The following is a 23,032-nucleotide window of genomic DNA, read 5'->3' on the forward strand; positions in this document are numbered from 1 at the left end:
CTGGTCCCCCTCCCCGTGCCGGGGAGGATCGGGTGTTCCCCTGCACGCGCTTCCCCGATATTACCCGCCGCCACACAGCCGGAGCGTTCCCTTGATCCTTTCCACCCTCGCCGCTGCGACCGGCGATATCGGCATGGCCGCGGGCCATATCCGCTACAGCGATCTGGGGCTGGACCCGGTCGCACTGAACCTCGGCTTCTTTCAGCTCAAATGGTATTCGCTAGCCTATATCACCGGCATCCTCGCCGGCTGGTGGTATATGCTCAGGCTCCTCGACCAGCCCGGCGCGCCGATGGCGCGGCGGCATGCCGACGATCTTGTCTTCTATGCGACGCTCGGCATCATCCTCGGCGGGCGGATCGGCTACGTCCTGTTCTATGCGCCGGAAATGATTACCGACCCGATCAAGATCCTGCGCCTGTGGGATGGCGGCATGTCGTTCCATGGCGGGATGGTCGGCCTGATTCTCGGCATCTGGTGGCTGTCGCGCAAACACGGCCTGCGCGCGCTTCGCGTCACCGACTATGTCACCTGCGTCGCGCCGATCGGCCAGTTTCTCGGCCGGCTCGCGAATTTCGTGAATGGCGAGCTGTGGGGCAAGCCCAGCGACGCACCATGGGCGATCGTGTTCCCGCGCACCGTCGCCGGTGGTCTCGATCCGGCGCGTCACCCCAGCCAGCTGTATGAGGCGATGGGCGAAGGGCTGATCCTGTTCCTGATCCTCGCCTTCCTCTTCTGGCGGACCGATGCGCGGTACAAGCCGGGCTTCCTGCTCGGCACCGGCATGGCCGGGTTCGGCGTGGCGCGGTTCGTCATCGAATTCTGGCGCGAACCCGATGCCCAGCTGGTCGAATTCGCACAGGCGACCGGGCTGCATATGGGCCAGTGGCTGACCCTGCCGATGATCGCGGTCGGCGCGTACCTGATGGCGACCGCCAAGAAGCGCCGCGTCCGCGTGGAGCCGATTGCGGGCACGGAGAGCGTGGCATGAAGCTCCTCCCCGGCACGGAGCATCGGGTCGGCCATGCCCCGCATGGCCGAGGATCGTCCGGGGGACGATCCGACCCGATGCTGGGGACCATGCGCAGCATGGTGGAGGGGGTTCGCCTGCTCCACCACGGCTGCGTCTGCGGATACCCCCCTCCACCGTCCTGCGGACGGTCCCCCTCCCCGCGCAGCGGGGAGGATTTCGCATGACCGACGCCGCCCTGCCCGAACGCCTCGCCCGCGCGATCACGCTGGCCGGGCCGATCAGCCTCGCCCAGTTCATGGGGGCGGCCAACGCCCATTATTATGCCACGCGCGACCCGCTCGGCGCGAAGGGCGATTTCACGACCGCGCCCGAAATCAGCCAGATGTTCGGCGAGCTGATCGGCCTGTCGCTGGCCGACGGGTGGGATCGCGCCGGGCGACCTGCGGCGCGCTATGTCGAATTCGGTCCGGGTCGCGGCACCCTCGCCGCCGATGCGCTCCGTGCCATGGCATCGGCGGGCTGTACCCCCGGCGTCCATTTCGTCGAGACCTCGCCGACGCTGCGGGCCGAACAGGCGAAACGCGTGCCGCAGGCCGAATGGGCGATGGACGGGGTCGGCCTGCCCGACGACGGAGCGCTGCTGGTCGTCGCCAACGAATTTTTCGACGCGCTGCCGATCCGGCAACTCGTGAAGACGGCGGAGGGCTGGCGCGAACGGCTGGTCGCGTGTCAGGATACGCTGTTCCTGCCGATCGTCGGCACGCGTGGTTTCGACCCGATCATCCCCCCGCATCTGCAGGGGGCGCCGCTCGGCTCGGTCCTCGAAACCGCCCCGGCCGCCGTCGCCATCCTGCGCCAGCTGGCCAAGCGGATCGTCGCGCAGGGCGGCTGCGCGCTCATCATCGACTATGGCTATAGCGGCCCGGCGATCGGCGACACGTTGCAGGCGGTGCGCGGGCACGGCTTCGTCAACCCGTATGAAAACCCGGGCGAGCAGGACCTGACCGCGCATGTCGACTTCGCGACGCTCGCCGAAGCCGCGCGGGCCGAGGACGCTATGGCCTATGGCCCGGTCGAACAGGGCGCGCTGCTGAAGGCGCTTGGCATCGATGCGCGGGTACAGGCATTGTCGGCGCGGTCGCCCGACCGCGGCGCCGGGCTGCGTGCCGATCGCGACCGGTTGGTGGAGGACGAGCAGATGGGCAGCCTGTTCAAGGCGATCGCGATCACCAGCCCCGGCTGGCCGGTTCCGGCGGGGTTCGCATGACCCCGGTGCTGCGCCCGGCAACCGCCGCCGATGCCGCGCTGCTGGCAAGGATCGGGGCGGAAACCTTTACCGAGACGTTCGGCACGCTCTACGACCCGGCCGATCTCGCCGCATTCCTGACCAACCACACGCCCGACAAGTGGACCGGGGAACTGAGCGATCCGCGCTTCCATGTCGTGATGGCGATGGCCGGCGACAACGCGGCCGGCTACGCCAAGCTCGGGCCGCCGTCGCTGCCGTTCGAACCGCGGGGACGGCCGATCGAATTGCGCCAATTCTATGTGCGAACCGCATGGCAGGGCAGCGGGCTCGCCGCGCGGATGATGGAGCATATGCTGGCGACGGCGCGCGCGACCGGTGCCGACGAACTCTATCTGTCGGTGTTCGTCGACAATCATCGCGCCCGGCGGTTTTACGAACGTTATGGTTTCGAACGGGTCGGCAGCTACGACTTCATGGTCGGCAATCATCGGGATGTGGATGACGTGATGCGGGTGGCCCTGTGACAGACAAGGACGTGCACGATGTCGAGGTGATCCGCGCCGCTGCGCTGGACGGCGTGGCGCACGGCTTTCTCGGGCGGCGCGGCGGCGTGTCGAGCGGGGTCGTTGCCGGCCTCAATGTCGGCCTCGGCTCGGCCGATAATCCGGCGGCGGTGGCGGAAAATCGCGCGCGGGCCGTGGCGGCGGTACTGCCCGGCGCGGCGTTGTGCGGGCTGTACCAGACGCATTCGGCCTCGGTCGTGCGGGTGCTGACCGCCTTTCCCGATGCCGACCGGCCGCAGGGCGACGCGATGGTCACCGAACGGCCCGACATCCTGCTCGGCATCGTCACCGCCGATTGCGCGCCGGTGCTGCTCGCCGATCCGGAGGCCGGCGTAGTCGGTGCGGCCCATGCCGGGTGGAAAGGCGCGCTGGCGGGCATTACCGACGCGACGATCGCGCAGATGGAAAAGCTCGGGGCGCGCAGCGGCCGGATCGCCGCCGCGATCGGCCCGTGCATCGCGCGGGCAAGCTATGAGGTCGATATGGGCTTCGTCGAACGCTTCTGTTCGACCGATCCGGCCAATGAGCGGTTCTTCGCCGAAAACCGACCCGGCCATGCCCGGTTCGATCTGGAAGCCTATGTGGTGCACCGGCTGGCAGCGGCGGGCGTGCGGCGGATCGAGGCGCTGGGGCTCGACACCTATGCGCAGGCGGATCGCTTTTTCAGCTTCCGCCGCGCGACGCATCGCGGCGAGGCGGATTATGGCCGGCAATTGTCGGTGATCGGGATCCCCCAACCGTAACGCTCGTCATCCCGGCGAAGGCCGGGATCCATTGTGTCGGGTGCTCCCGTTTTTGCCGCGACGTCACCCGATTTGGTTTCTCCCGTAACTATCGCTACGCTCTCCCGAAAAAGCAGGAGAGACTCACGATGTCCGACGAAACCGAAGCCGACCTGACCGGCGTTCCGCCGCGCCGTCGCCCCAAGCCTTCGGTCGACACCGTCGGCGGTCGCCGGCTGAAGCCCGCGACGCTGATGATGGGCCATGGCTATGATCCGGTCCTGTCCGAAGGATCGCTGAAACCGCCGATCTTCGCGACCTCGACCTATGTCTTTCCCAACGCAGCGGCAGGCAAGCGCCATTTCGAGGGCGTGACCGGCAAGCGGCCGGGCGGTGCGGAGGGGCTGGTCTATTCGCGCTTCAACGGCCCCAATCAGGAAATCCTCGAAGACCGGCTGGGCGTCTGGGAAGCGGCGGAGGACGCGCTGGTCTTTTCCAGCGGCATGTCGGCGATCGCGACGCTGTTTCTGGCGATGGTCCAGCCCGGCGACACGGTCATCCATTCGGGACCGCTCTATGCGGCGACCGAAACGCTGATCGGCCGCGTGCTCGGCCGCTTCGGGGTGAAGTATCTCGACTTCCCGGCCGGCGCGACCCGCGACGAGATCGAGGCGGTGCTGCGGCAGGCCGACGGTCCGGTACCGCTGATCTATCTCGAAAGTCCCGCCAACCCGACCAACGCGCTGGTCGATATCGAAGCGGTCGCGGCCGCCCGCGATGCGGTGTTCGGCGACGGGGCGGAAAAACCGCCGATTGCGATCGACAACACGTTTTTGGGGCCGCTTTGGCAGCAACCGCTGCAACACGGTGCCGATCTGGTCGTCTACTCGCTGACCAAATATGCCGGCGGACACAGTGACCTGGTGGCCGGCGGCGTGCTGGGATCGAAGGCACACATCAACACAATCCGCTCCATGCGCAACACCATCGGCACGATTTGTGACCCGAACACCGCATGGATGCTGCTGCGCAGTCTCGAAACGCTCGAACTCCGCATGAGCCGGGCGGGCGAGAATGCCGAAAAGGTCTGCGCGTTCCTGCGCGATCATCCGAAGGTCGAGCGCGTCGGCTATCTCGGTTTCCTTAAAGGTGCCGAAGGCATGGCGCGGCAGGCCGACATCTATGCGCGCCATTGCACCGGCGGGGGATCGACCTTTTCGCTGTACCTGAAGGGCGGCGAGCGCGAGGCGTTCGCGTTCCTCGACGCGCTGGTCATCGCCAAGCTGGCGGTCAGCCTTGGCGGGACCGAGACGCTGGCCAGCCATCCGGCGGGCATGACGCATCTGTCGGTGCCCGATGCGCGCAAGGCGGCGCTGGGGATTACCGACAATCTGGTGCGGATTTCGATCGGGGTCGAGGATGCGGACGACCTGATCGCCGATTTCGAGCAGGCTTTGGAAGCGATCTAGCGGAAAATCCTCGCCGCTCCGCGGGGAGGGGAACCAGCCGAAGGCTGGTGGAGGGGGGCTTCCGCAAGCGGAACGTATGCGGACACCCTCCTCCACCACCGCTTCGCGGCGGTCCCCCTCCCCGTGCCGGGGAGGATTTATGCGCCGCCGATGCCTTCGATCACCTTGCCGGTGCCGCCGCAATTTTGGCATTCGCCGCCTTCGATCATACCCTTGCCGCCGCAGCGCGGGCAGATATCCTCACCCGTCCCCGGCGTACCGGGGGCGGCGTCGTCGCCGGGATTGAGGGGTTCGGCCATGATCGTCTCCTCCACGAAACGGCGACAACGGTCGACAGCGCGGGTAAGGTCCGGCATGACGCGACCCCTTATGCCGCCCCGTTTCGCCTTCACCGTCACCGCCACCTCCGGCCGCGCCCGCACCGGCACGATCGCCATGCAGCGTGGCGAGATCCGCACCCCCGCCTTCATGCCGGTCGGCACCGCCGCCACGGTCAAGGCGGTCAAGCCGCAGGACGTGCGCGCCGCCGGTGCCGACATCCTGCTCGGCAATACCTATCACCTGATGCTGCGGCCCAGCGCCGAACGTGTCGCGCGACTGGGCGGGTTGCACGCCTTCATGGGCTGGGACCGGCCGATCCTGACCGACAGCGGCGGCTATCAGGTGATGAGCCTGTCCGAACTGACCAAGCGGTCGGAGGATGGCGTCGAATTCAAGAGCCATCTGGACGGCACCCGCCACCTGATGAGTCCCGAGCGATCGATGGAGATCCAGCGGTTGCTGGGCAGCGATATCGTCATGGCGTTCGACGAACTGGTACCGACGACGTCGACCCCCGACGTGCAGGCCCGCGCGATGGAGCGGTCGATGCGCTGGGCGCGCCGCAGCCGTGCCGGGTTCGATTCGGGCGAGGAGCACGCCTCACGCGCCGCCCTGTTCGGCATTCAGCAGGGAGCGCTCGACGAAAAGCTGCGCAAGGCGTCCGCCGATGCGCTGATCGATATCGGCTTCGATGGCTATGCGGTCGGCGGCCTTGCCGTGGGTGAGGGGCAGGAGGCGATGTTCGGCGTGCTCGATTATGCACCGGGCCAGTTGCCGGTCGACAAACCCCGCTATTTGATGGGGGTCGGCAAGCCCGACGACATCGTCGGGGCGGTCGAACGCGGCATCGACATGTTCGACTGCGTGCTGCCGACCCGATCGGGTCGCACCGGACAGGCGTTTACCCGCGGCGGCCCGATCAACATCCGCAATGCCAAATTCGCCGAGGATCTGGGCCCCGCCGACCCGGAATGCGCCTGTCCGACCTGCCGCAATTTTAGCCGCGCCTATCTCCACCATCTGGTCCGTGCCGGGGAGATTCTCGGCGCGATGCTGATGACCGAACATAATCTCTATTTCTATCAGGCGTTGATGGCCGATCTGCGGGCCGCCATCGCCAGCGACACGCTGCACATTTTCGCCGACGATTTCCGGGCACGCTACACGGCCGGCAAGCGTTGAGCATAAAAGAGGGAGAGGATCATGACCGAAAAAACCGCACTGAACGAGGTCGCCGCCGCGGCAAAGGAAGCCAAGCGCCTCGCCGACGCCGCGGCCGATACCCGGCAGCCGTCGAAGGGACAGGCATGGCCGCTGGTGCCGATCGGCGTCGGTATCGGCATCGGATCGGCCGCGCTTGCCGCTGCGCTGCTCTACGCCAATGCCGGCCGTAAAAAGGGCTGATCGGCCGGCGGGAGCGTCACGGGGGCTGATCCGGCGTGACGCCCGTAGCCGATGATACATTGACACCCGCCGCCCGCGCGGCCCACATCTCCGGCATTCTTCCTGTCGGAGTTTCCCAATGCGTCTCGGCCTTGCGTTGCTGATTTCGACCGCCCTGTTCGCCCCCGCCTATGCGCAGCCGCGTGCCGTGCCCGCGGCGGCGCAGGCGACGGTCCCGCCGATCGCCTATACCGAACGCACCCTGCCCAACGGCCTGCGCGTCTATGCCATTCGCGACACGTCGAGCGCGAACGTGTCGGTGCAGGTCTGGTACGATGTCGGGTCGAAGGACGATCCCGCCGGGCGGTCGGGCTTTGCGCACATGTTCGAACACCTGATGTTCAAGGCGACGCGCAATCTGGTGCCCGAACAGCTCGACCGGCTGACCGAGGATGTCGGCGGGTACAACAACGCGTCGACTGCCGACGACTACACCAATTATTTCGAGGTGGTGCCGGCCAACCATCTGCAACGGCTGTTGTTCGCCGAGGCCGACCGGATGGCGACGCTGGTCGTCGATCCCAAGACCTTCGCGTCGGAACGCGAGGTCGTGAAGGAGGAATTGCGCAGCCGCATCCTCGCGCAGCCCTATGGCAAGCTGTTCGGCCTGTATGCGCCGATGGTGTCGTATAGCCGCCATCCCTATGCCCGGCCCGGCATCGGATCGATCGCCGATCTGGACGCGGCGACGATCGACGATATCCGCGCCTTCCACGCGACCTATTACCGGCCCGACAATGCCGTGCTGGTGGTCGCCGGCAATTTCGATCCCGCGCAACTGAACCGATGGGTCGACCAGTATTTCGGTCCGATCGCCAAGCCCGGCCGCCCGATCCCCCGCGTGACGATCGACGAACCCGTTCGCCAGCAATCGGTGACGAAGACGGTGTACGAGGCGAACACGCCATTGCCCGCTGTCCTGATCAGCTATCCCCTGCCGCCCGCCAATCATCCCGATCAGGCGGCGCTCAAGGTGCTCGACGCGATCCTGTCGGGCAGCGACAATTCGCGGCTGCACCAGTCGCTGGTCTATCGCGACCAGATCGCGCAGGATGTCGGCGTCCAGCTCGACGCCAAACAGGGGCCGGGCACGCTGTCGCTTTACGCGATCCTTGCCGGCGGCAAATCGGTGTCGGATGGCGAGGCGGCGCTCAAGCGCGAGGTCGCCAGCCTGATCGCGACCCCGCCGACGGCGGCCGAACTGGCCGAGGCGAAGAACGAGATCACCACTGCCGAACTGCTGTCGCGCGAAACGGCGGAGGGCAAGGCGTCGGCGCTGGCGCAGGGTGTCATCGTCGAGCGCGATCCGCAGGCAGCGGACAAGGGCCTGGCCGCGATCGGCCGCGTCACCGCCGCCGATGTGCAGCGCATCGCCAGGACCTGGCTGGCTGCCAACCGCGCGGCGACCGTCCGCTATCTGCCCGAAACCGCCAAACCGACGAACGCGACCAGCGACACGATCGCCGTCGCCAGCAGCGTCGTCACCACGCCGCTGGCGGTGCCGCCCGGCATCGCGGTCTACACCCCTGCCCCCGAAGGCCAGCGCATCCTGCCCCCCACCCCGGCCGCACCGGTGCAGGTCGCGATCCCCATCCCCGTCGAACGTCGCCTGCCGAACGGCATGCGCGTCGTTGTGGTCGAGAAGCGCGGCCTGCCGGTCGTCACCGCCGCGTTGGTCGGTGGCGGCGGGGCGGTCGCCGATCCCGAGGGCCGTGCCGGCGTCGGCGAACTGACCGCCGGGCTGCTGACGCAGGGCACGAAGACCCGTTCGGCGACCGAGATCGCCCGCGCGGTTGAATCGCTGGGCGGCAGCATCGGCAGCGGCGCGGGCTGGGATTCGCAGAGCGTGACGCTGACCGTCGGATCGGCACAGGCCGCGCCCGCGCTCGCCATCCTTGCCGATGTCGCGCGCAACCCGGCCTTTGCTCAGGACGAGATCGAGCGGCTGCGGACACGGACCATCGACGGCGTGTCGGTGGCGCTGACCGATCCGGGGCAGCTGGCGGGCCTAGTCGCCGATCGTGTCGTGTTCGGCGCATCGCCCTATGGCCATCCGGCAACGGGCACGCCGACATCGCTGAAGGCGATCACGCGCGACGATGTCGTCACCGCCTATCGTCGGGCGTGGCAGCCGGCGGAGGCGACGCTGGTGCTGGTCGGCGATCTGACGGCGGACGCCGGGATGGCGCTGGCCACGCGATTGTTCGGCGACTGGACGGCGCAACCCGGGTCTGCCGCCGCGCCCGCGCCGGTATATGCGGCGCCGGAACCCCGCGTGATCGTGGTCGACATGCCCGGTGCCGGACAGGCGGGTGTGGTCGTCGCCCGCCCCGGCATCGCGCGGGACGACAAGGATTATTTCGCCGCCGCCGTTGCCAACGCGACGCTCGGTGTCGGTTTCTCCTCGCGGCTCAACCAGGAAATCCGCATCAAGCGCGGCCTCGCCTATGGTGCGCGATCCGAACTGGACGCCCGGCGCTGGGGCGGTGCCATCGGCGCGTCGACCCAGACCAAGAACCCGTCGGCACCCGAGGTGGTCAAGATCATCACCGACGAGTTCCGCCGACTGGGCAGCGAACCCGCGCCGCAAGCCGAACTAACGACGCGCAAGGCGGTGCTGACCGGCAATTTCGGGCGGACGATCGAACGGACCAGCGGTATTGCCGGCACCATCGCCACCTATGTCGCCGACGGCGTGCCGCTGGCGCGCATCGCGACCTTCCTCCCCTCGGTCGAGGCGGTCGGGCCGGCGGCGGTCCAGTCGGTTGCGGCGCGGGTCATGGACCCGAAGGCGGCGAGCATCGTCGTGGTCGGCGACGCCAAGCAGTTCCTCGAACCGCTGCGGGCGGCCTATCCCAGGCTGGTGGTGATACCGGCGGGGTCGGTCGATCTGGGAAGCGTGAACTTGCGTTGAAAGGCTCCTGCCTGCTCGCAGGGAGGGGGACCGCCGTGTAGCGGTGGTGGGGCTTTCGCAGGCGGACCGCTTGTGGACACCCCCCTCCACCAGCTGCGCTGGTCCCCCTCCCCGTGCCGGGGAAGATTTCGTTTACGGCGCGGGCAGCATTTTCGGGTAGAGCGCGACGGAATGGCGGCGTTCGTGACCCTTTCCAGGAACCGGTGGATCGTCATCGGCGGCGCGGCTTTCCTGTCCGCCGGGATCGCGCTCGCCGTCTTCGCATCGCGCGAACCACAACCCGCACCCCCGCCGGTCGGGTTCGGGTACGAAGCCGACGACCATTTTCCCGGTGCGGCGCTGTTGCTGCTCGACGCACCGGTCCGGCAGGGGGCGACGGGCACGACCGCCCTGCCCGCACTGCCGGTCCCCGCCGACGTCGCCGATACCTCCTTCCGTGCGGCACGGCCGTTCATCCTACGCGGCAGCCAGATCGACCGCGCCCGCGCGTTGCAGTGTCTGACGAGCGCGATCTATTACGAGGCCGGCAACGAACCCGATGCCGGGCAGCGTGCGGTGGCGCAGGTCGTATTGAACCGCGTGCGGCATCCCGCTTTCCCGGCAACGGTCTGTGGCGTGGTGTTTCAGGGTTCGGATCACCCGCGCTGCCAGTTCAGCTTTGCCTGCGACGGGGCGATGGCACGGACGCCGGCTCCGGCAGTCTGGCTGCGCGCGCGGCGGGTCGCGGCGCGGGCGCTGGCAGGCGAGGTGTTCGCGCCGGTCGGGCTGGCGACGCATTACCATACCTATGCCGTCACCCCGTCGTGGAACCGGACGCTGGTGATGACCGGCGTGTTCGGCGCGCATTTCTTCCATCGGTGGAAGGGCGGATGGGGCACGCCCGCCGCCTTTCGCGACCGCTATATCGGTGGCGAGCCGCTGCCGGGGCCGCTACAGGCCGTGCCGCTGCCCGTAACGACGGTACCGACGGTGACGATACCACCCCCGATCGCGGCGCTGCCGCTGCCCGTGCCGGTTGCAACGGCGACACCTGCGCCGGTCACGCTACCGACGGATTCGCAGATCCTCGACCGGTGGAAGGATTCGGGTCGGCCGCTGCGCTGACGTGACATTCGCGTGTCCCGCGCCTACCTGCACCGCGAACCATCGGAGAGTTTTTCCATGTCGCTGACCGTCGCCGTCCAGATGGACCCCATATCGGGCATCAACATCGCGGGCGATTCGACCTTCGCGCTGATGCTGTCGGCGCAGGCGCGCGGGCATCGGTTGTTCCAATACGCCGCCGAAGACCTGAACCAATCGGGCGATCGGGTATGGGCGCGGGCACAGCCGGTGACGGTGCAGCGGGTGGTCGGCGATCACTTCACGCTCGCCGATCCGGTTTCGCTCGATCTTGGCGAGCAGGCCGATGTCGTGCTGATGCGGCAGGACCCGCCGTTCGATCTCGGCTACATCACCGCGACGCACCTGCTGGAGCGGATCAGCGACCGGACGCTGGTGGTCAATGATCCGGCATCGGTCCGCAATGCGCCGGAAAAGCTGTTCGTGCTCGACTATCAGCGGTTCATGCCGCCGACGCTGATCACCCGGTCGGTCGACGAAACGCGCGCGTTCCTCGCCGAACACGGTTCGGTCGTGGTGAAGCCGCTGCACGGCAATGGCGGCAAGGCGATCTTCAAGATCGACAGCGATGCGCAGAACCTGTCGTCGCTGATCGAAGTGTTCAACACCGCCTACCGCGAACCGCATATGGTGCAGGCGTTCCTGCCCGCGGTGGCGAAGGGTGACAAGCGGATCGTGCTGGTCGATGGCGAGGTCGCGGGCGCAGTCAATCGCCTGCCGGGCGCGGGGGAGATCCGGTCGAACCTCGCGGTCGGCGGCACCGCCGCCAAGACCGAACTGACGGCGCGCGAGCGCGAGATTTGTGCGGCTCTGGGGCCGGAACTGAAGCGGCGCGGGCTGATCTTCGTCGGGATCGACGTGATCGGCGGCGAATGGCTGACCGAAATCAACGTCACCTCCCCCACCGGCATCGTCGCGATCGAGAAATTCGACGGCACCGACGTCGCGGGCATGATCTGGGACGCGATCGAGGCACGGGTGGCGGCGCGGTAACGGCACGAAACCCGGTTCCGCACGTTCCCAGACCTCATGACGACCTTCATTCTCGATGCCATCGCGCGCGGCGGCTATATCGGCATCTTCCTGTTGATGGCGCTGGAAAATGTCGTGCCGCCGATCCCGTCGGAGGTCATCATGGGCCTTGGCGGGATGGCGGTGGCGCGCGGCGACATGACGATGGTGCCGTTGCTGCTATGGGGCACCGCCGGGACCACGGCCGGCAATTACTTCTGGTACGCGATCGGACGGCGGTTCGGCTATCACGGGCTCAAGCCGTTCGTCGATCGCTGGGGCCGGTGGTTGACCGTCGAATGGGAAGATGTCGAGAAGCTGCACCGCTTTTTTCGCAAACACGGTGGTAAAACCGTGTTCGTGTTCCGGTTCATGCCGACCTTCCGCACGTTGATTTCGCTGCCCGCCGGTATGGCGTGTATGCCGCGCTGGCGCTTCTTCCTCGCGACGTTCACCGGCAGCATCGTGTGGAACGCAGTGCTCGCCTATGCGGGGCTGTGGCTGGGATCGAATTTCGAACAGCTCGACCATTATGTCGGCCCGGTCGCGATCGGCATGTCGGTCGCGATCGTGATCTTCTACGTGTACCGCGTCGTCACGTGGAAGCCGCGGGCGCAGCGCTGACGTCGATCGCGTACGGTACCGCGCAGCAGCGATGCCAAGTCCTTCGACCGCCAGCCTGCGACGCGGCCTATGCGAACCGATACCGCCGACATGAAAATCGCCCCGGTGTGACCCGGGGCGATTTCGTTTTCGTGCCGTACGTGCCCGATCAGGCGACGGGCGGGGCGGCCTCTTCTTCCGTGCGCACGCGGCGGCGGCGGCGCGGACGGTCGGCAGCATCGTCGCCGGTCGACAGCGCCGGCGGCAGACGATCGGCTTCGATCGACGGTGCCGCTTCCTCGACGGGGGCCGGCGTGGCTTCGGCGCGGGCGCGCGGCGTGCGGCGACGGACCGGCTTCGCTTCGGTCGCTTCGGCAGCAACCGGAACGGGTGCCGGTTCGGCTACCGGAGCCACGTCGATCTGCTGCTCGGCCTGCTGCGTGCCGACTTCGCCCTCGACACCGCGCCGTTCGCCCGGATCGGCGGCAGGCTGCTGCATCCGGCCACCGTCGCGACGCAGACGCTCGCGCGGCTGACGTTCTTCCCGCGTCGCGCGGTCGTCACGCGACTGACGCTCTTCGCGTGGCTGACGGTCCTCGCGGGGGGCGCGGTCGTCGCGAGCCTGACGTTCTTCACGCGGCTGGCGATCCTCGCGGGGAGCGCGGTCGTCACGCACCTGACGCTCTTCGCGCTGGCCACGATCGTCGCGCTGGCCGCGGTCGTCGCGCGGCTGGCGATCGTCCCGGGCGTAGCGATCGTCGCGCTGGGCGCGCGGCTGGCGGTCGTCGCGATTGCCGCGATCTTCGCGCGGGCGATCGTCGCGCTGGTTGCCACGATCGTTGCCGGCCTCGTTCTCGTCGAGATCGAAATCCTCGTCATCGGCACCGTCGAAATCGTCGCGGGCGCGACGCTGTTCCTCGACGCGCGAGCGACCGGCTTCGAGCACGCGGAAATAATGGTCGGCGAACTGGAGGTAATATTCGGTGTTCACCCGATCGCCGGCGCGTTGGGCGTCGGCGGCAAGGTTCTTATACTTTTCCAGCAACTGCGCCGCATTGCCACGCGCGCGATTGTCGATGCGATTGCCGTTGTCGCGCGAATTGCCGCCGCCGGTTCCCGGCTGACGCTGAGTACCGCGACCGCGACGGCGGCCGGCCTGACGATTGTTCATCAAGGGTTGGTTGTCCTGTCCTTACCTGTCCGTCGATCTACCGATCGCGGATGCGAGCAAATCCGCAAGGCGATGCACGGGCACCGTCCGCCTGCCATGACCACCGGACGACAGTGGCGCACATGACGATGGAAGGAGCCACGCCCCGCAATCAACGACCTGGTCGATGGTGCCTGCCCCAAGCCGGTCTTAGCGGCTGCGCACGGCTTCTCCAAGAAAAATATGGCTTCGAAGTGCTGGATTTCAACCGGCAACGATACAGCGTGGCCGGTCGCCGAGGTCGCGTACCAGTCGCGCCGACAGGCCGGCGGCACGGACCAGCGCGAGGACGGCATCGCCCTGTTCATGCCCGATCTCGATCGCGGCGATCCCACCGGGCGCGAGCAGGCGCGGCAGGTCGGGGACAATACGGCGATACTCGTCGAGGCCGTCCACTCCGGCGAACAATGCCGCGGCGGGTTCGTGACCGGCCACTTCGTGCGGCAACGTTTCCGCCGTCCCGATATAGGGCGGATTGGCGAGGATCAGGTCGAAGCGTTCGTCGATCCCGGCGGTCCAGTCGCCCCGCCGCAGGACGGCACGATCCGCCATCCCGAGCGCCGCGGCGTTGCGGCGGGCATAATCGAGCGCCGTTTCCGACGCGTCGATGCCCAGCCCGCTCGCCTGCGGCCATTCGGCCAGCGCCGCCAGCAGCAGCGTGCCGGGTCCGGTGCCGAGGTCGAGGATGCGAACGGGCGGGCGTGCCGCGAAATGATCGACCGCCGCCTCGATCAGCGTCTCGCTATCGGCGCGGGGCACCAGCACGCCGGGACCGACCGCGAGGTCGATCGTCCAGAAGGCACGGCTGCCGGTGATATAGGCGACAGGTTCATGCGCGAGCCTTCGGTCGACCAGTTCGGCGAAGGTCGCGGGAACCGGGTCGTCGAGCCTCGCCAGCAACATCGCTTCGCGGGTGCAGCCAAGGGCATGGGCCGCGAGCAGTTCTGCGTCGAGGCGGGGGGATGGCGAGACGCTGGCGATGCGGGCCGTTGCCTCGGTCAGCGCCCGGCGCAGCGTGGTCATGGGTTCACGCGAAGGCGCGAAGGCGCAAAGAAGGTTCGATTTCGCGCAGAGGCGCGGAGGCGCGGAGGGGTTGCGTTCCGGGTGAAGTTCCGCGCGTTCAGGTGCCTTCCAACTTCGTTGCAATGGCGGTCGAGAAAGATCGCTGCGCGATCGGCGTTCGCTCCTTCTCCGCGCCTCTGCGCCTCTGCGCGAAAACTGCCTGCTTCCCTTCGCGTCTTCGCGCCTTCGCGTGAATCACCCATCCAGCGTCGCCAGCCGCTCCGCTTCGTCCTGCGCGATCAACGCGCTGATCAGTTCTTCCATTTCGCCTTCCAGAATCTCCGGCAGGCGATGCAGCGTCAGGTTGATGCGGTGATCGGTCACCCGCCCCTGCGGGAAATTATAGGTGCGGATGCGTTCGGACCGGTCACCCGATCCGACCATCGACCGGCGCGTGCCGGCGCGCTCATCGGCAAGGCGCGCGCGTTCTGCCTCATACAGCCGGGTGCGCAAGACCTTCAACGCCTTGGCCTTGTTCTTGTGCTGCGACTTTTCGTCCTGCTGGATCACGACCAGCCCGGTCGGCAAGTGGGTGATGCGCACCGCCGAATCGGTGGTGTTGACGGACTGCCCTCCCGGTCCCGACGAGCGATAGACGTCGATACGCAGATCCTTGTCGTCGATCTGGACGTCGACTTCCTCGGCCTCGGGCAGGACGGCGACGGTCGCGGCGCTGGTGTGGATGCGCCCGCCGCTTTCGGTCGCGGGGACACGCTGGACGCGGTGGACGCCGCTTTCGAATTTCAGCCGCGCGAACACGCCCGCACCGGTCACGCTGGCCACTACTTCCTTGTAACCGCCCGCGTCCGACACCGATGCCGAGATCAGTTCGACCCGCCAGCCGCGATTGTCGGCATAGCGTTGGTACATGCGGAACAGGTCGCCGGCGAACAGCGCCGCTTCGTCGCCGCCGGTGCCGGCGCGGATTTCGAGCATCGCCGCGCGTTCGTCGGCGGCGTCGCGCGGCAGCAGCGCCAGCGCCAGCGCGCGTTCGGCCGCGTCGAGTTGCTGGCGGTTGGCGTGCAGTTCCTCGACCGCCATCGCGCGCAGGTCGTCATCGGCGTCCTGCGTCATATAAGCGAGGCTCTCGCTCTCGGCGCGCAACCGCCGCACCTCGCCCGCCGCCGCCGCAACGGGTTCGAGTTCGGCATATTCCTTCGACACCGCGACGAAGCGGTCGCCGGGCAGGTCGCCGGTCGCCATCTGCGCTGCCAGTTCGTCGCGCCGCGCCTCGATCTGGGCGATGCGTTCGGGAGCGATGGTCATGCGGCCCACCCGGCATTCCCGCGCAGGGGAGAATCCAGTGCCGCTGCGGTTGCGGCTCGATCGAAAGACCGGCGTGTATGGATCCCCGCCTGCGCGGGGATGACGAAGGGGATCATCGAACGGCCAGCCTGTCCGCAAGCGCGGGAAGCGCCGCGTCATTATCCTCGGCAAGCTCGTCCTCGAACAGCAGGTCGAACATCCCCTGCGGTATCCAGTCGAGCGGCATCTTCGCCTGTTCACCCGACCGCAGCGCCTTCACGACGATCTGTTCCTGCGCGAGTTCGTCATCGCCGAGGATCAGGGCGTAGCGCGCGCCGGCGGTATCCGCCTTGGCAAGCCGCCGCTTCATATTACCCTTGTACGCCATGTCGGCGGCGATGCCCGCACGGCGGAGATCGGCGAGAATCGCGGTGGCGCGGGCTTCCGCCGCGCTCCCCATTGGGATCACCACCGCATCGATCGACTCTGCCGTCGGGTCGTCCAGCAGCATCGCCAGCCGCTCGATCCCCGCCGCCCAGCCGACGCCCGGCGTCGCGGGACCACCGAGGCTTTCGACCAGCCCGTCATAGCGCCCGCCGGCCAGCACGGTGCCCTGCGCGCCCAGCCGGTCGGTGACGAATTCGAATGCGGTGTGGCGGTAATAGTCCAACCCGCGCACCAGCCGGTCGTTGCGGGTCCACTTGACCCCCGCCGCATCCAGCCCGCCGGTCACCGCCGCGAAGAAGTCGGCTGCCTCCGCCGTCAGATACCCGTCGATACCCGGTGCCGAATCGGCGATCGGGCGGTCGCGCGGGTCCTTCGAATCGAGAATGCGCATCGGATTCTTGTCGAGCCGCTTGAGGCTGTCCTCCGACAGGTCGCCGCGATGGCCCATGAAATGCTCGACCAGCGCGGTGCGCCATGCGTCGCGCGTCGCGGCATCGCCCAGCGTATTGAGCTGCAACGTCACGCCGTCGGCGATGCCGAGTTCGTGGAGCAGCTGATCGGCCATCGCCAGCAATTCAACATCGGCCATCGGCTCGGCCGCGCCGATCACCTCGGCGTCGATCTGGTGGAACTGGCGATAGCGGCCCTTTTGCGGGCGTTCGTAGCGGAACACGGGGCCGTGCGTCGCGAGCTTGAGCGGCGCATATTGCTGCCACCCCTCGGTCAGGTACGCGCGGGCGATGCCGGCGGTGAATTCGGGACGCAGCGTCAGCGAATCACCGCCGCGATCCTCGAACGAATACATTTCCTTCGACACGACGTCGGTCGTCTCGCCCAGCGAGCGGGCAAAGACCGCGGTCGATTCGAACACCGGCACCTCGACCCGCGCGAAGCAGTACAGGCGGCGGACGCGTTCGAACGTTTCGGCGACATGGGTAAAGCGCCGTTCGAAATCGCCGAATATGTCCTGGGTGCCCCGGACGGGGCGGGGGGTGGTGATCTTGGCCATTGGGCGGCGGTATTTATGGTCTTCGCCGTCCGAACGCCAGCGATTAGCGCGGGGGCACGGTGGTTGCATCGCTCCGGTTCGGAGGAATGTCGCGAACGGGCACCATTGACCATGTCCGCCCGACTGTGGCAGTGGCATCGCCTCCACGCCGCAGCGTGCGGGCGGGTATAGTACAATGGTAGTACAGCAGCCTTCCAAGCTGAATACACGGGTTCGATTCCCGTTACCCGCTCCAATCCCCTAGAGCATGGCCGGACCATGTTGAACCACCGTCATCGCCCTGCGGGCGACCGCGGCGCGGCGGGGTGCTTTCGACGTGATGCTGCGTTGCTCGTCGGTCACGATGCTTCGGCATCGCTCCCTTCTCGCGCCTTGCCTCACGCCGAAATCACCGCCGTGCCGATGATCCAACATGGTCCGGTCATGCTCTATCGCGGACCGAACAGGATCACCGCGCAGCCGGCGACACATAGCGCGGCCCCGGTCAGGTCGAACCGGTCAGGCACCAGCCCTTCGACCGCCCAGCCCCACAGCACCGCGCTCAGGATATAGACGCCGCCATAGGCCGCATAGGCGCGCCCTGCCCCGGCGGCATCGCTTTGCGCCAGCACCCACGCGAACGCCGCCAGCGCGGCGACGCCCGGCAACAGCCACCATGGCGAACGGTCGAGCCGCCACCATGCCCAGAAGGCGAAACAGCCGCCGATTTCGAGCAGCGCGGCGATAGCGAAGAGGATCGGGGTCGGGATGAGCTTTTCCCGTAAAAACACCGCCGCGCCGAAGCGCGGGCGGTGGTGGACAGGGCTGGATTCGAACCAGCGTACGGGAAACCCGGGCAGATTTACAGTCTGCTGCCTTTAACCACTCGGCCACCTGTCCAGCCGCCACCTGAACGGGCGGGCCGTTCAAGCGAGCGCGCCCATTGCCGGTCCGCAGCGGCGCTGTCAACGCCTTGCGCCACTTTGTCGGGCAACTTAGCGTCGTCGACACGTATTTTTGACGCGAGGAACCCGAATTGCGCGCAATCCTGCTGGCCACCACCCTGATCGCCGCGCCGTTGGCGGCACAAAGCGTCGATCGCGACGCCGTGAACCGGATCATCGACGAAGGCACCAGCCATACGCAGGTCATGCCGATCGCCCAGCATCTGACCGACCGGATCGGCCCGCGCCTGCCCAATTCGCCGGCGATGCGCGAGGCGGAACGCTGGACCGAGGCCAAGTTCCGCGAATGGGGATTGAGCGTAGCCAAGGAAGGATTCGAGTTCGGTCGCGGCTGGACGATCGAACGTTCCAGCGTCCGCATGGTCACGCCGCGGCCGGTACAGCTGACCGCGATTCCGATCGCATGGACGCCCGGCACCAGCGGTCGCATCACCGCGTCGGTGATCGTCGCGCCGATCGCGGAGGAAAAGGACTTTGCCGACTGGCGCGGCAAGCTGTCGGGCAAGGTCGTGATGGTGACGCGGCCGGGCGAAGGGTCGGAGCCGGGCGAAGCGCCGTTCCGCCGCCTGACCGGCGAGGATCTGGCCAAGGCGGACAGCTGGCGCGAGCCGGTGTTCGATCCCGCCGATACCGATCGCCGCGCCAGGCGGCTCGACTTCGCGCGCAAGCTCGATGCGTTCCTGAAGAGCGAAGGCGCGGTGGCGATGGCGACGATGTCGTCGCGCGACGGCAAGCTGCTGCACGGGTCGGGCTATCTGTTCACCCGCGACGTCGCGCCCGCCGTTCCGGCGATCGAGATCGCGGCGGAGGATTATCGCCGGCTCGCGCGCCTGTCGGTCGGCGGTGCCGCTCCGACGATCGAGATCGATACGCAGGTCCGCTTCGACGATAGCGATGCAACGGCGTACAACATCATCGCCGACCTGCCCGGCACCGATCCCAAGGCGGGCTATGTCATGGCCGGCGCGCATTTCGACAGCTGGGTCGCGGGTGACGGGGCCGCCGACAATGCCGCGGGCACGGCGGTGGTAATGGAGGCGGCGCGCATCCTGTCGACGCTGAAGGTCCGGCCGAAGCGGACCATCCGCTTCGCGCTGTGGAATGCCGAGGAACAGGGGCTGCTTGGCAGCCTCGCCTATGTCGAACAGCATATCGCGGCGCGGCCCGAACCGGCGGGCGGCAGGGACGGTGGCCTTGCGCGCTTCTATGGCTGGACCAACCGGTTTCCGATCACGAAGAAGCCCGGCTATGACGCGATGACCGCGTATTTCAACATCGACAACGGGTCGGGCAGGATTCGCGGGATCAATGCCGAGAACAATGTCGCCGCGGTGCCGACCCTGCGCGAATGGCTCAGCCCCTTCGCATCGATGGGCGCGACCACCGTCGCCAATAGGCGGACCGGATCGACCGATCACTATTTCTTCCAGTCGGTCGGGCTGCAGGGCTATCAGTTCATTCAGGACCCGCTCGACTATGGCAGCCGCTTGCACCATACGAGCGTCGATACCTACGATCACCTCGAAGGCCCCGATATGCGGCAGAACGCGATCATCCTCGCGTCGATCCTGCTGAGCGCGGCCAATGCCGAACGGCCGCTGCCGCGTCCGCCCCTGCCCACCCAGCCGGTCGCCACCGACCCCTACGCTATCCCCGAGAAAGACTGACATGGCCCGCAAAGGACACCGCCCCAGCAAGGCTTCACCGCAGCGTCCGCGCTTCTGGGGCCGGCATGCTGCCTTCGCCGCGCTCGACAATCCCGAGCGGGTGATCCGCAAGATCTGGTGCACCCACGAAATGGGCGCGCAGCTGGTGCTGCCCGAGGGCGTGCCGGTGGTCTATGCCGAGGTCGCCGATCTGGCGCGGCTGGTCCCGGCCGATGCGCCGCACCAGGGCATCGTGATCGAGGCCGATCCGCTGGAGGATATCTGGCTGGCCGACCTGATCGAACAGGGGCGCGACGACGACCGGCCGATCCTGCTGCTCGATCAGGTGACCGACCCGCATAATGTCGGCGCGATCCTGCGATCGGCGGCGGCGTTCGACGCGCTGGGCATCGTCACGCAGGACCGCCACGCCCCGCCCGAATCGGGCACGGTCGCAAGGTCGGCTTCGGGGGCGCTGGAAAGCGTGCCGTGGGTGCGGGTGGTGAACCTGTCGCGGGCGCTGGTCGAGCTGGGCGAGGCCGGATATTGGCGCGTCGGGCTGACCGGCAAGACCGACACGACGCTGGCACAGGCGCTGGGGCCGAAGCGGGTCGCACTGGTGCTGGGTGCCGAGGGCGAGGGCATGCGGCAGAATACCGAGGCGCATTGCGACATCCTCGCCAAGCTGCCGATTTCGGACCGGGTCGAGAGTCTGAACGTGTCGAACGCCGCGGCGATTGCGTTGTATGCAGTCGCGATGGCGAAGGGAGACTGACGAAGCAGCGAAGCTGGTTCGCAGCCCTCCCAAGCCCGGCCGGCGGGGCGCAGCCCCGACCGACGACATGGGCTTTGCCCATGGCGGGTTGTGGTTGGGGCGACGGGTTCTCGACGGACGCTTCTCGACTTCACTCGAAGCTGCTCGAACCGAACGGTTGGAATGTTGCTCCCCTACCCCCAACCCACCCCGTTTGGTTCGAGTAGGGATCGAGCGTAGTCGAGAGCCCGTATCGAGAACGGGGTTCCGCATACGCAGCCCGACATGGGCGAAGCCCATGTCGTCGGTCGGGCCGATGGCCCGCCGGCCGGGCGGGGCATGGTGCGACCGGGGCTATCGCTGTGCTGCGTCTCTAATCTTCGTCTGCAATCTCGACCCGCATGCCATCCAGCCCCGCCTCGAACCGCACCTGACACGACAGCCGCGACGTATCCCGCCGATCGTCGACCGCATCCAACAGATCGTCCTCGTCCGCGCCCATCGGCGGCAGGCGGTCGAGGTACGCCGGGTCGACATAGACATGGCAGGTCGCGCACGAACAGCCGCCGCCGCACAGCGCCAGCAGTTCGTCGAAGCCGTTCATCTTCAACACTTCCATGACCGACAGCCCGGCTTCGCCGTCCACGGTTCGTTCTTCCCCGGCGCGGGTGACGACGGTAAGCTTGGGCATCGTTCGTTCTCCTGTCGCCGCCCCATGCCGGGACGGTCGATGCTTTTCAAGGACCGGTCATGGGGCTTTCCGCCGAACAATTGCGCAGCTCGCTCGACGCGCTGGCACGGATCGAGCCGGCGTTCGCGGCGGCCCTGGCCCATGCCGGCTATCCCGAGCCGCGCATCCGCGACCGGGGCTATGCAACGCTGCTGCGGACCATCGTCGGGCAGCAGGTCAGCTACAAGGCGGCGGATGCGGTGTGGGCGAAGCTGGAGGCGGTGCTGGTCGACGCGACCGATCCGGCGCGGATCGCGGCGACCAGCGACGAGGACCTGCGCGCCGCCGGGCTGTCGCGGCAGAAGACCGGCTATGCCCGCAGCCTTGCCGAGGAAGTGCTGAGCGGGCGGCTCGACCTCGCCAACCTGCCCGCCGACGATGAGGAAGCGATCGCGCAACTGGTGCGGATCAAGGGGATCGGGCGGTGGTCGGCCGAAATCTACCTGCTGTTCGCTGAGGGGCGGACCGATGTCTGGCCGGCGGGCGATCTGGCGGTGCAGGTCGAGATCGGGCGGATCTTGGGCCTGCCCGAACGACCGAGTGAAAAGACGATCCGCGAACTGGCGGAGAAATGGCGGCCGCACCGCAGCGCCGCGACGGTGTTCGCGTGGCACCATTATATGTTCGATCCGGCCACGCAGTCGGCGAAGAACAGCGCGATTTAGGGCGCGCCGGGCAAGGTGCAGCAAGCTGCACCGCGCCGAACTAGGCGCGCCCGGCCGGCGGCGCCGAAAGCGCCGTCCGACGGCACGGGCTTTGCCCGTGGCGGGACCTGGAAAAACCCGGAAATCCGCCAAAGGTCACAAAAGTCACACTCGCCAAGCTTTCGCGTTGTGAGCGGATCGGGTTGCGGGTCTCGCGGCGATTCGAGTTGTCAAAGAGCGTCGGCGAGGATGGCAGCACGCGAGAATGTAGGACAGTAGTTCAATCGCTTTTAGCAACCAGCGTCAGTGTGCCACGTGCCGGAAGCGCAAGCATTCGTCGGGCGAGCGTCAAAAGATCGGCTCGCGAATGAACCACGCAATAGCGGGTAGGCCAGATGTCGAAGCGCTTGCCTTCTCGATACCAACCCGTTGGGCAGCGTTGCTGTAGCACCCGGAACGCAGATGGGGTCGTCTCCTCCGGATCATGCGCCAACAAGCGATACTCACTTCCGGGGCGGGTGCCGGACTGGATAGCCCATAGATCCCATATATGCTCATCCCGCCTGCCGGTGCCGATTTTCACGAAATAGCCGTAGCGCCATTCGGCATTTTCCAGTTCCTTGCGATCATCCGCAGTGCGAAAGATGGCAGCACAATGGATCACGCCGTAGTTCGAAAATCGCTCCCATCGCGCGTCCTCGTTCGGGTTGTCCGAAGCAGGGGTAAATTGCCAGTCGCCGAAACGGATGGCCGATAGGCATCCAAAATCATCGCCTGACGTAAAACTGCGCGGCCACATATTCTCCCATTCAAAAGTATAGAGGGGTACATCGGCGTGCAGCATATCCGCGAACATTTCCGGCGGCTCGTCGGCCCAACACGGCTTACCCAGCGTCAGCATCGCGACAGCCATGACCATCCACAACATTCGCATCGCTCTTCGGCTCCGAA

General features: G+C 67.3%; 22 protein-coding genes and 2 tRNA genes. 15 read left to right on the top strand and 9 right to left on the bottom strand.

Annotated elements, in window-relative coordinates; translation table 11 throughout:
- Positions 1-91 precede the first annotated feature (91 nt).
- The 5 genes from lgt (at position 92) to ASE91_RS02495 (ending at position 4,976) form a co-directional block, all read left to right on the top strand.
- Positions 92-991 (top strand): prolipoprotein diacylglyceryl transferase, encoded by a 900-nt coding sequence (lgt, locus tag ASE91_RS02475; RefSeq protein ID WP_056003567.1) that lies wholly within the window; start codon positions 92-94, stop codon positions 989-991.
- Positions 992-1,193: 202 nt separating this feature from the next.
- On the top strand, positions 1,194-2,240 hold the full coding sequence (locus tag ASE91_RS02480) for a class I SAM-dependent methyltransferase (protein WP_056622364.1): 1,047 nt from the start codon (positions 1,194-1,196) through the stop codon (positions 2,238-2,240).
- Positions 2,237-2,746 (top strand): GNAT family N-acetyltransferase, encoded by a 510-nt coding sequence (locus tag ASE91_RS02485; protein WP_056622365.1) that lies wholly within the window; start codon positions 2,237-2,239, stop codon positions 2,744-2,746. The genes ASE91_RS02480 and ASE91_RS02485 overlap by 4 nt, the downstream gene beginning before the upstream one ends.
- A gap of 11 nt (positions 2,747-2,757) precedes the next feature.
- The gene (gene pgeF / locus ASE91_RS02490; protein WP_056622528.1) at positions 2,758-3,528 is read left to right on the top strand and encodes a peptidoglycan editing factor PgeF; all 771 of its coding nucleotides are present in this window, start codon (positions 2,758-2,760) and stop codon (positions 3,526-3,528) included.
- 128 nt (positions 3,529-3,656) lie between these two features.
- Positions 3,657-4,976 (top strand): cystathionine gamma-synthase family protein, encoded by a 1,320-nt coding sequence (locus ASE91_RS02495; protein ID WP_056622367.1) that lies wholly within the window; start codon positions 3,657-3,659, stop codon positions 4,974-4,976.
- Between the two features lie 137 nt (positions 4,977-5,113).
- Here ASE91_RS02495 and ASE91_RS20040 read toward each other — a convergent pair whose 3' ends face one another.
- On the bottom strand, positions 5,114-5,275 hold the full coding sequence (locus tag ASE91_RS20040; protein ID WP_200911176.1) for a hypothetical protein: 162 nt from the start codon (positions 5,273-5,275) through the stop codon (positions 5,114-5,116).
- A 70-nt stretch (positions 5,276-5,345) separates the two neighbouring features.
- On the opposite strand from ASE91_RS20040, the gene tgt reads away from it, so the two are divergent.
- From tgt to ASE91_RS02525, 6 genes are all read left to right on the top strand, one after another.
- Positions 5,346-6,479 (top strand): tRNA guanosine(34) transglycosylase Tgt, encoded by a 1,134-nt coding sequence (tgt, locus tag ASE91_RS02500; RefSeq protein WP_056622369.1) that lies wholly within the window; start codon positions 5,346-5,348, stop codon positions 6,477-6,479.
- A gap of 21 nt (positions 6,480-6,500) precedes the next feature.
- On the top strand, positions 6,501-6,701 hold the full coding sequence (locus ASE91_RS02505) for a hypothetical protein (protein WP_056003549.1): 201 nt from the start codon (positions 6,501-6,503) through the stop codon (positions 6,699-6,701).
- A 118-nt stretch (positions 6,702-6,819) separates the two neighbouring features.
- On the top strand, positions 6,820-9,654 hold the full coding sequence (locus ASE91_RS02510) for a M16 family metallopeptidase (RefSeq protein WP_056622371.1): 2,835 nt from the start codon (positions 6,820-6,822) through the stop codon (positions 9,652-9,654).
- Positions 9,655-9,837: 183 nt separating this feature from the next.
- Positions 9,838-10,758 carry a cell wall hydrolase gene (locus tag ASE91_RS02515; protein ID WP_443024517.1) on the top strand — a complete coding sequence of 307 codons (921 nt, stop codon included), beginning with the start codon at positions 9,838-9,840 and terminating at the stop codon, positions 10,756-10,758.
- A 57-nt stretch (positions 10,759-10,815) separates the two neighbouring features.
- Entirely contained in the window at positions 10,816-11,769 is a 954-nt protein-coding gene (gene gshB / locus ASE91_RS02520; protein ID WP_056622375.1) for a glutathione synthase, read from the top strand.
- 36 nt (positions 11,770-11,805) lie between these two features.
- A complete protein-coding gene (locus ASE91_RS02525) occupies positions 11,806-12,411 on the top strand; it encodes a DedA family protein (protein ID WP_056003534.1) in 606 nt (201 codons plus the stop codon).
- A 148-nt stretch (positions 12,412-12,559) separates the two neighbouring features.
- On the opposite strand, the gene ASE91_RS02530 is transcribed toward ASE91_RS02525, so the two are convergent.
- From ASE91_RS02530 to hisS, 4 genes are all read right to left on the bottom strand, one after another.
- A complete protein-coding gene (locus ASE91_RS02530; protein ID WP_327196753.1) occupies positions 12,560-13,561 on the bottom strand; it encodes a DUF4167 domain-containing protein in 1,002 nt (333 codons plus the stop codon).
- A 243-nt stretch (positions 13,562-13,804) separates the two neighbouring features.
- The gene (gene prmC / locus ASE91_RS02535) at positions 13,805-14,623 is read right to left on the bottom strand and encodes a peptide chain release factor N(5)-glutamine methyltransferase (protein ID WP_056622380.1); all 819 of its coding nucleotides are present in this window, start codon (positions 14,621-14,623) and stop codon (positions 13,805-13,807) included.
- A 234-nt stretch (positions 14,624-14,857) separates the two neighbouring features.
- A complete protein-coding gene (prfA, locus tag ASE91_RS02540) occupies positions 14,858-15,928 on the bottom strand; it encodes a peptide chain release factor 1 (RefSeq protein ID WP_056622382.1) in 1,071 nt (356 codons plus the stop codon).
- A 112-nt stretch (positions 15,929-16,040) separates the two neighbouring features.
- Positions 16,041-17,363, bottom strand: a complete 1,323-nt coding sequence (gene hisS / locus ASE91_RS02545; RefSeq protein WP_056622384.1) for a histidine--tRNA ligase — start codon at positions 17,361-17,363, stop codon at positions 16,041-16,043.
- A 161-nt stretch (positions 17,364-17,524) separates the two neighbouring features.
- On the opposite strand from hisS, the gene ASE91_RS02550 reads away from it, so the two are divergent.
- Positions 17,525-17,598 (top strand) — tRNA-Gly (locus tag ASE91_RS02550).
- 193 nt (positions 17,599-17,791) lie between these two features.
- Here ASE91_RS02550 and ASE91_RS02555 read toward each other — a convergent pair.
- Together ASE91_RS02555 and ASE91_RS02560 are read right to left on the bottom strand one after the other, a co-directional pair.
- A complete protein-coding gene (locus ASE91_RS02555) occupies positions 17,792-18,133 on the bottom strand; it encodes a YnfA family protein (protein WP_443024518.1) in 342 nt (113 codons plus the stop codon).
- Between the two features lie 22 nt (positions 18,134-18,155).
- A tRNA-Tyr gene (locus ASE91_RS02560) sits at positions 18,156-18,242 on the bottom strand.
- A gap of 136 nt (positions 18,243-18,378) precedes the next feature.
- On the opposite strand from ASE91_RS02560, the gene ASE91_RS02565 reads away from it, so the two are divergent.
- Both ASE91_RS02565 and rlmB read left to right on the top strand, forming a co-directional pair.
- Positions 18,379-19,974, top strand: a complete 1,596-nt coding sequence (locus tag ASE91_RS02565; protein WP_056622386.1) for a M20/M25/M40 family metallo-hydrolase — start codon at positions 18,379-18,381, stop codon at positions 19,972-19,974.
- 1 nt (position 19,975) lies between these two features.
- Positions 19,976-20,728, top strand: a complete 753-nt coding sequence (gene rlmB, locus ASE91_RS02570; protein ID WP_056003516.1) for a 23S rRNA (guanosine(2251)-2'-O)-methyltransferase RlmB — start codon at positions 19,976-19,978, stop codon at positions 20,726-20,728.
- A 352-nt stretch (positions 20,729-21,080) separates the two neighbouring features.
- On the opposite strand, the gene ASE91_RS02575 is transcribed toward rlmB, so the two are convergent.
- Positions 21,081-21,398 (bottom strand): 2Fe-2S iron-sulfur cluster-binding protein, encoded by a 318-nt coding sequence (locus tag ASE91_RS02575; RefSeq protein WP_056622387.1) that lies wholly within the window; start codon positions 21,396-21,398, stop codon positions 21,081-21,083.
- A 59-nt stretch (positions 21,399-21,457) separates the two neighbouring features.
- Between ASE91_RS02575 and ASE91_RS02580 the strand changes: the two genes are divergently transcribed.
- Entirely contained in the window at positions 21,458-22,102 is a 645-nt protein-coding gene (locus ASE91_RS02580; RefSeq protein ID WP_056622389.1) for a DNA-3-methyladenine glycosylase family protein, read from the top strand.
- Between the two features lie 259 nt (positions 22,103-22,361).
- On the opposite strand, the gene ASE91_RS02585 is transcribed toward ASE91_RS02580, so the two are convergent.
- Positions 22,362-22,994: a hypothetical protein gene (locus ASE91_RS02585; RefSeq protein WP_156357620.1), complete on the bottom strand. Its 633-nt coding sequence runs from the start codon at positions 22,992-22,994 to the stop codon at positions 22,362-22,364.
- Between the last annotated feature and the right edge of the window lie 38 nt (positions 22,995-23,032).

Origin of the sequence: Sphingomonas sp. Leaf62 (genome assembly GCF_001421915.1) — a bacterium.
Lineage (GTDB): Bacteria > Pseudomonadota > Alphaproteobacteria > Sphingomonadales > Sphingomonadaceae > Sphingomonas.

Excerpts from the sequence above, each read along its gene's own strand:
- tgt (WP_056622369.1), top strand. The coding sequence starts at position 5,346 with ATGCCGCCCCGTTTCGCCTTCACCGTCACCGCCACCTCCGGCCGCGCC.
- rlmB (WP_056003516.1), top strand. The coding sequence starts at position 19,976 with ATGGCCCGCAAAGGACACCGCCCCAGCAAGGCTTCACCGCAGCGTCCG.
- ASE91_RS02485 (WP_056622365.1), top strand. The coding sequence starts at position 2,237 with ATGACCCCGGTGCTGCGCCCGGCAACCGCCGCCGATGCCGCGCTGCTG.
- hisS (WP_056622384.1), bottom strand. The coding sequence starts at position 17,363 with ATGGCCAAGATCACCACCCCCCGCCCCGTCCGGGGCACCCAGGACATA.
- ASE91_RS02580 (WP_056622389.1), top strand. The coding sequence starts at position 21,458 with ATGGGGCTTTCCGCCGAACAATTGCGCAGCTCGCTCGACGCGCTGGCA.
- ASE91_RS02525 (WP_056003534.1), top strand. The coding sequence starts at position 11,806 with ATGACGACCTTCATTCTCGATGCCATCGCGCGCGGCGGCTATATCGGC.
- ASE91_RS02510 (WP_056622371.1), top strand. The coding sequence starts at position 6,820 with ATGCGTCTCGGCCTTGCGTTGCTGATTTCGACCGCCCTGTTCGCCCCC.
- ASE91_RS02585 (WP_156357620.1), bottom strand. The coding sequence starts at position 22,994 with ATGGCTGTCGCGATGCTGACGCTGGGTAAGCCGTGTTGGGCCGACGAG.
- ASE91_RS02480 (WP_056622364.1), top strand. The coding sequence starts at position 1,194 with ATGACCGACGCCGCCCTGCCCGAACGCCTCGCCCGCGCGATCACGCTG.
- prmC (WP_056622380.1), bottom strand. The coding sequence starts at position 14,623 with ATGACCACGCTGCGCCGGGCGCTGACCGAGGCAACGGCCCGCATCGCC.
- gshB (WP_056622375.1), top strand. The coding sequence starts at position 10,816 with ATGTCGCTGACCGTCGCCGTCCAGATGGACCCCATATCGGGCATCAAC.
- ASE91_RS20040 (WP_200911176.1), bottom strand. The coding sequence starts at position 5,275 with ATGGCCGAACCCCTCAATCCCGGCGACGACGCCGCCCCCGGTACGCCG.
- prfA (WP_056622382.1), bottom strand. The coding sequence starts at position 15,928 with ATGACCATCGCTCCCGAACGCATCGCCCAGATCGAGGCGCGGCGCGAC.
- ASE91_RS02575 (WP_056622387.1), bottom strand. The coding sequence starts at position 21,398 with ATGCCCAAGCTTACCGTCGTCACCCGCGCCGGGGAAGAACGAACCGTG.
- ASE91_RS02530 (WP_327196753.1), bottom strand. The coding sequence starts at position 13,561 with ATGAACAATCGTCAGGCCGGCCGCCGTCGCGGTCGCGGTACTCAGCGT.
- ASE91_RS02505 (WP_056003549.1), top strand. The coding sequence starts at position 6,501 with ATGACCGAAAAAACCGCACTGAACGAGGTCGCCGCCGCGGCAAAGGAA.
- ASE91_RS02495 (WP_056622367.1), top strand. The coding sequence starts at position 3,657 with ATGTCCGACGAAACCGAAGCCGACCTGACCGGCGTTCCGCCGCGCCGT.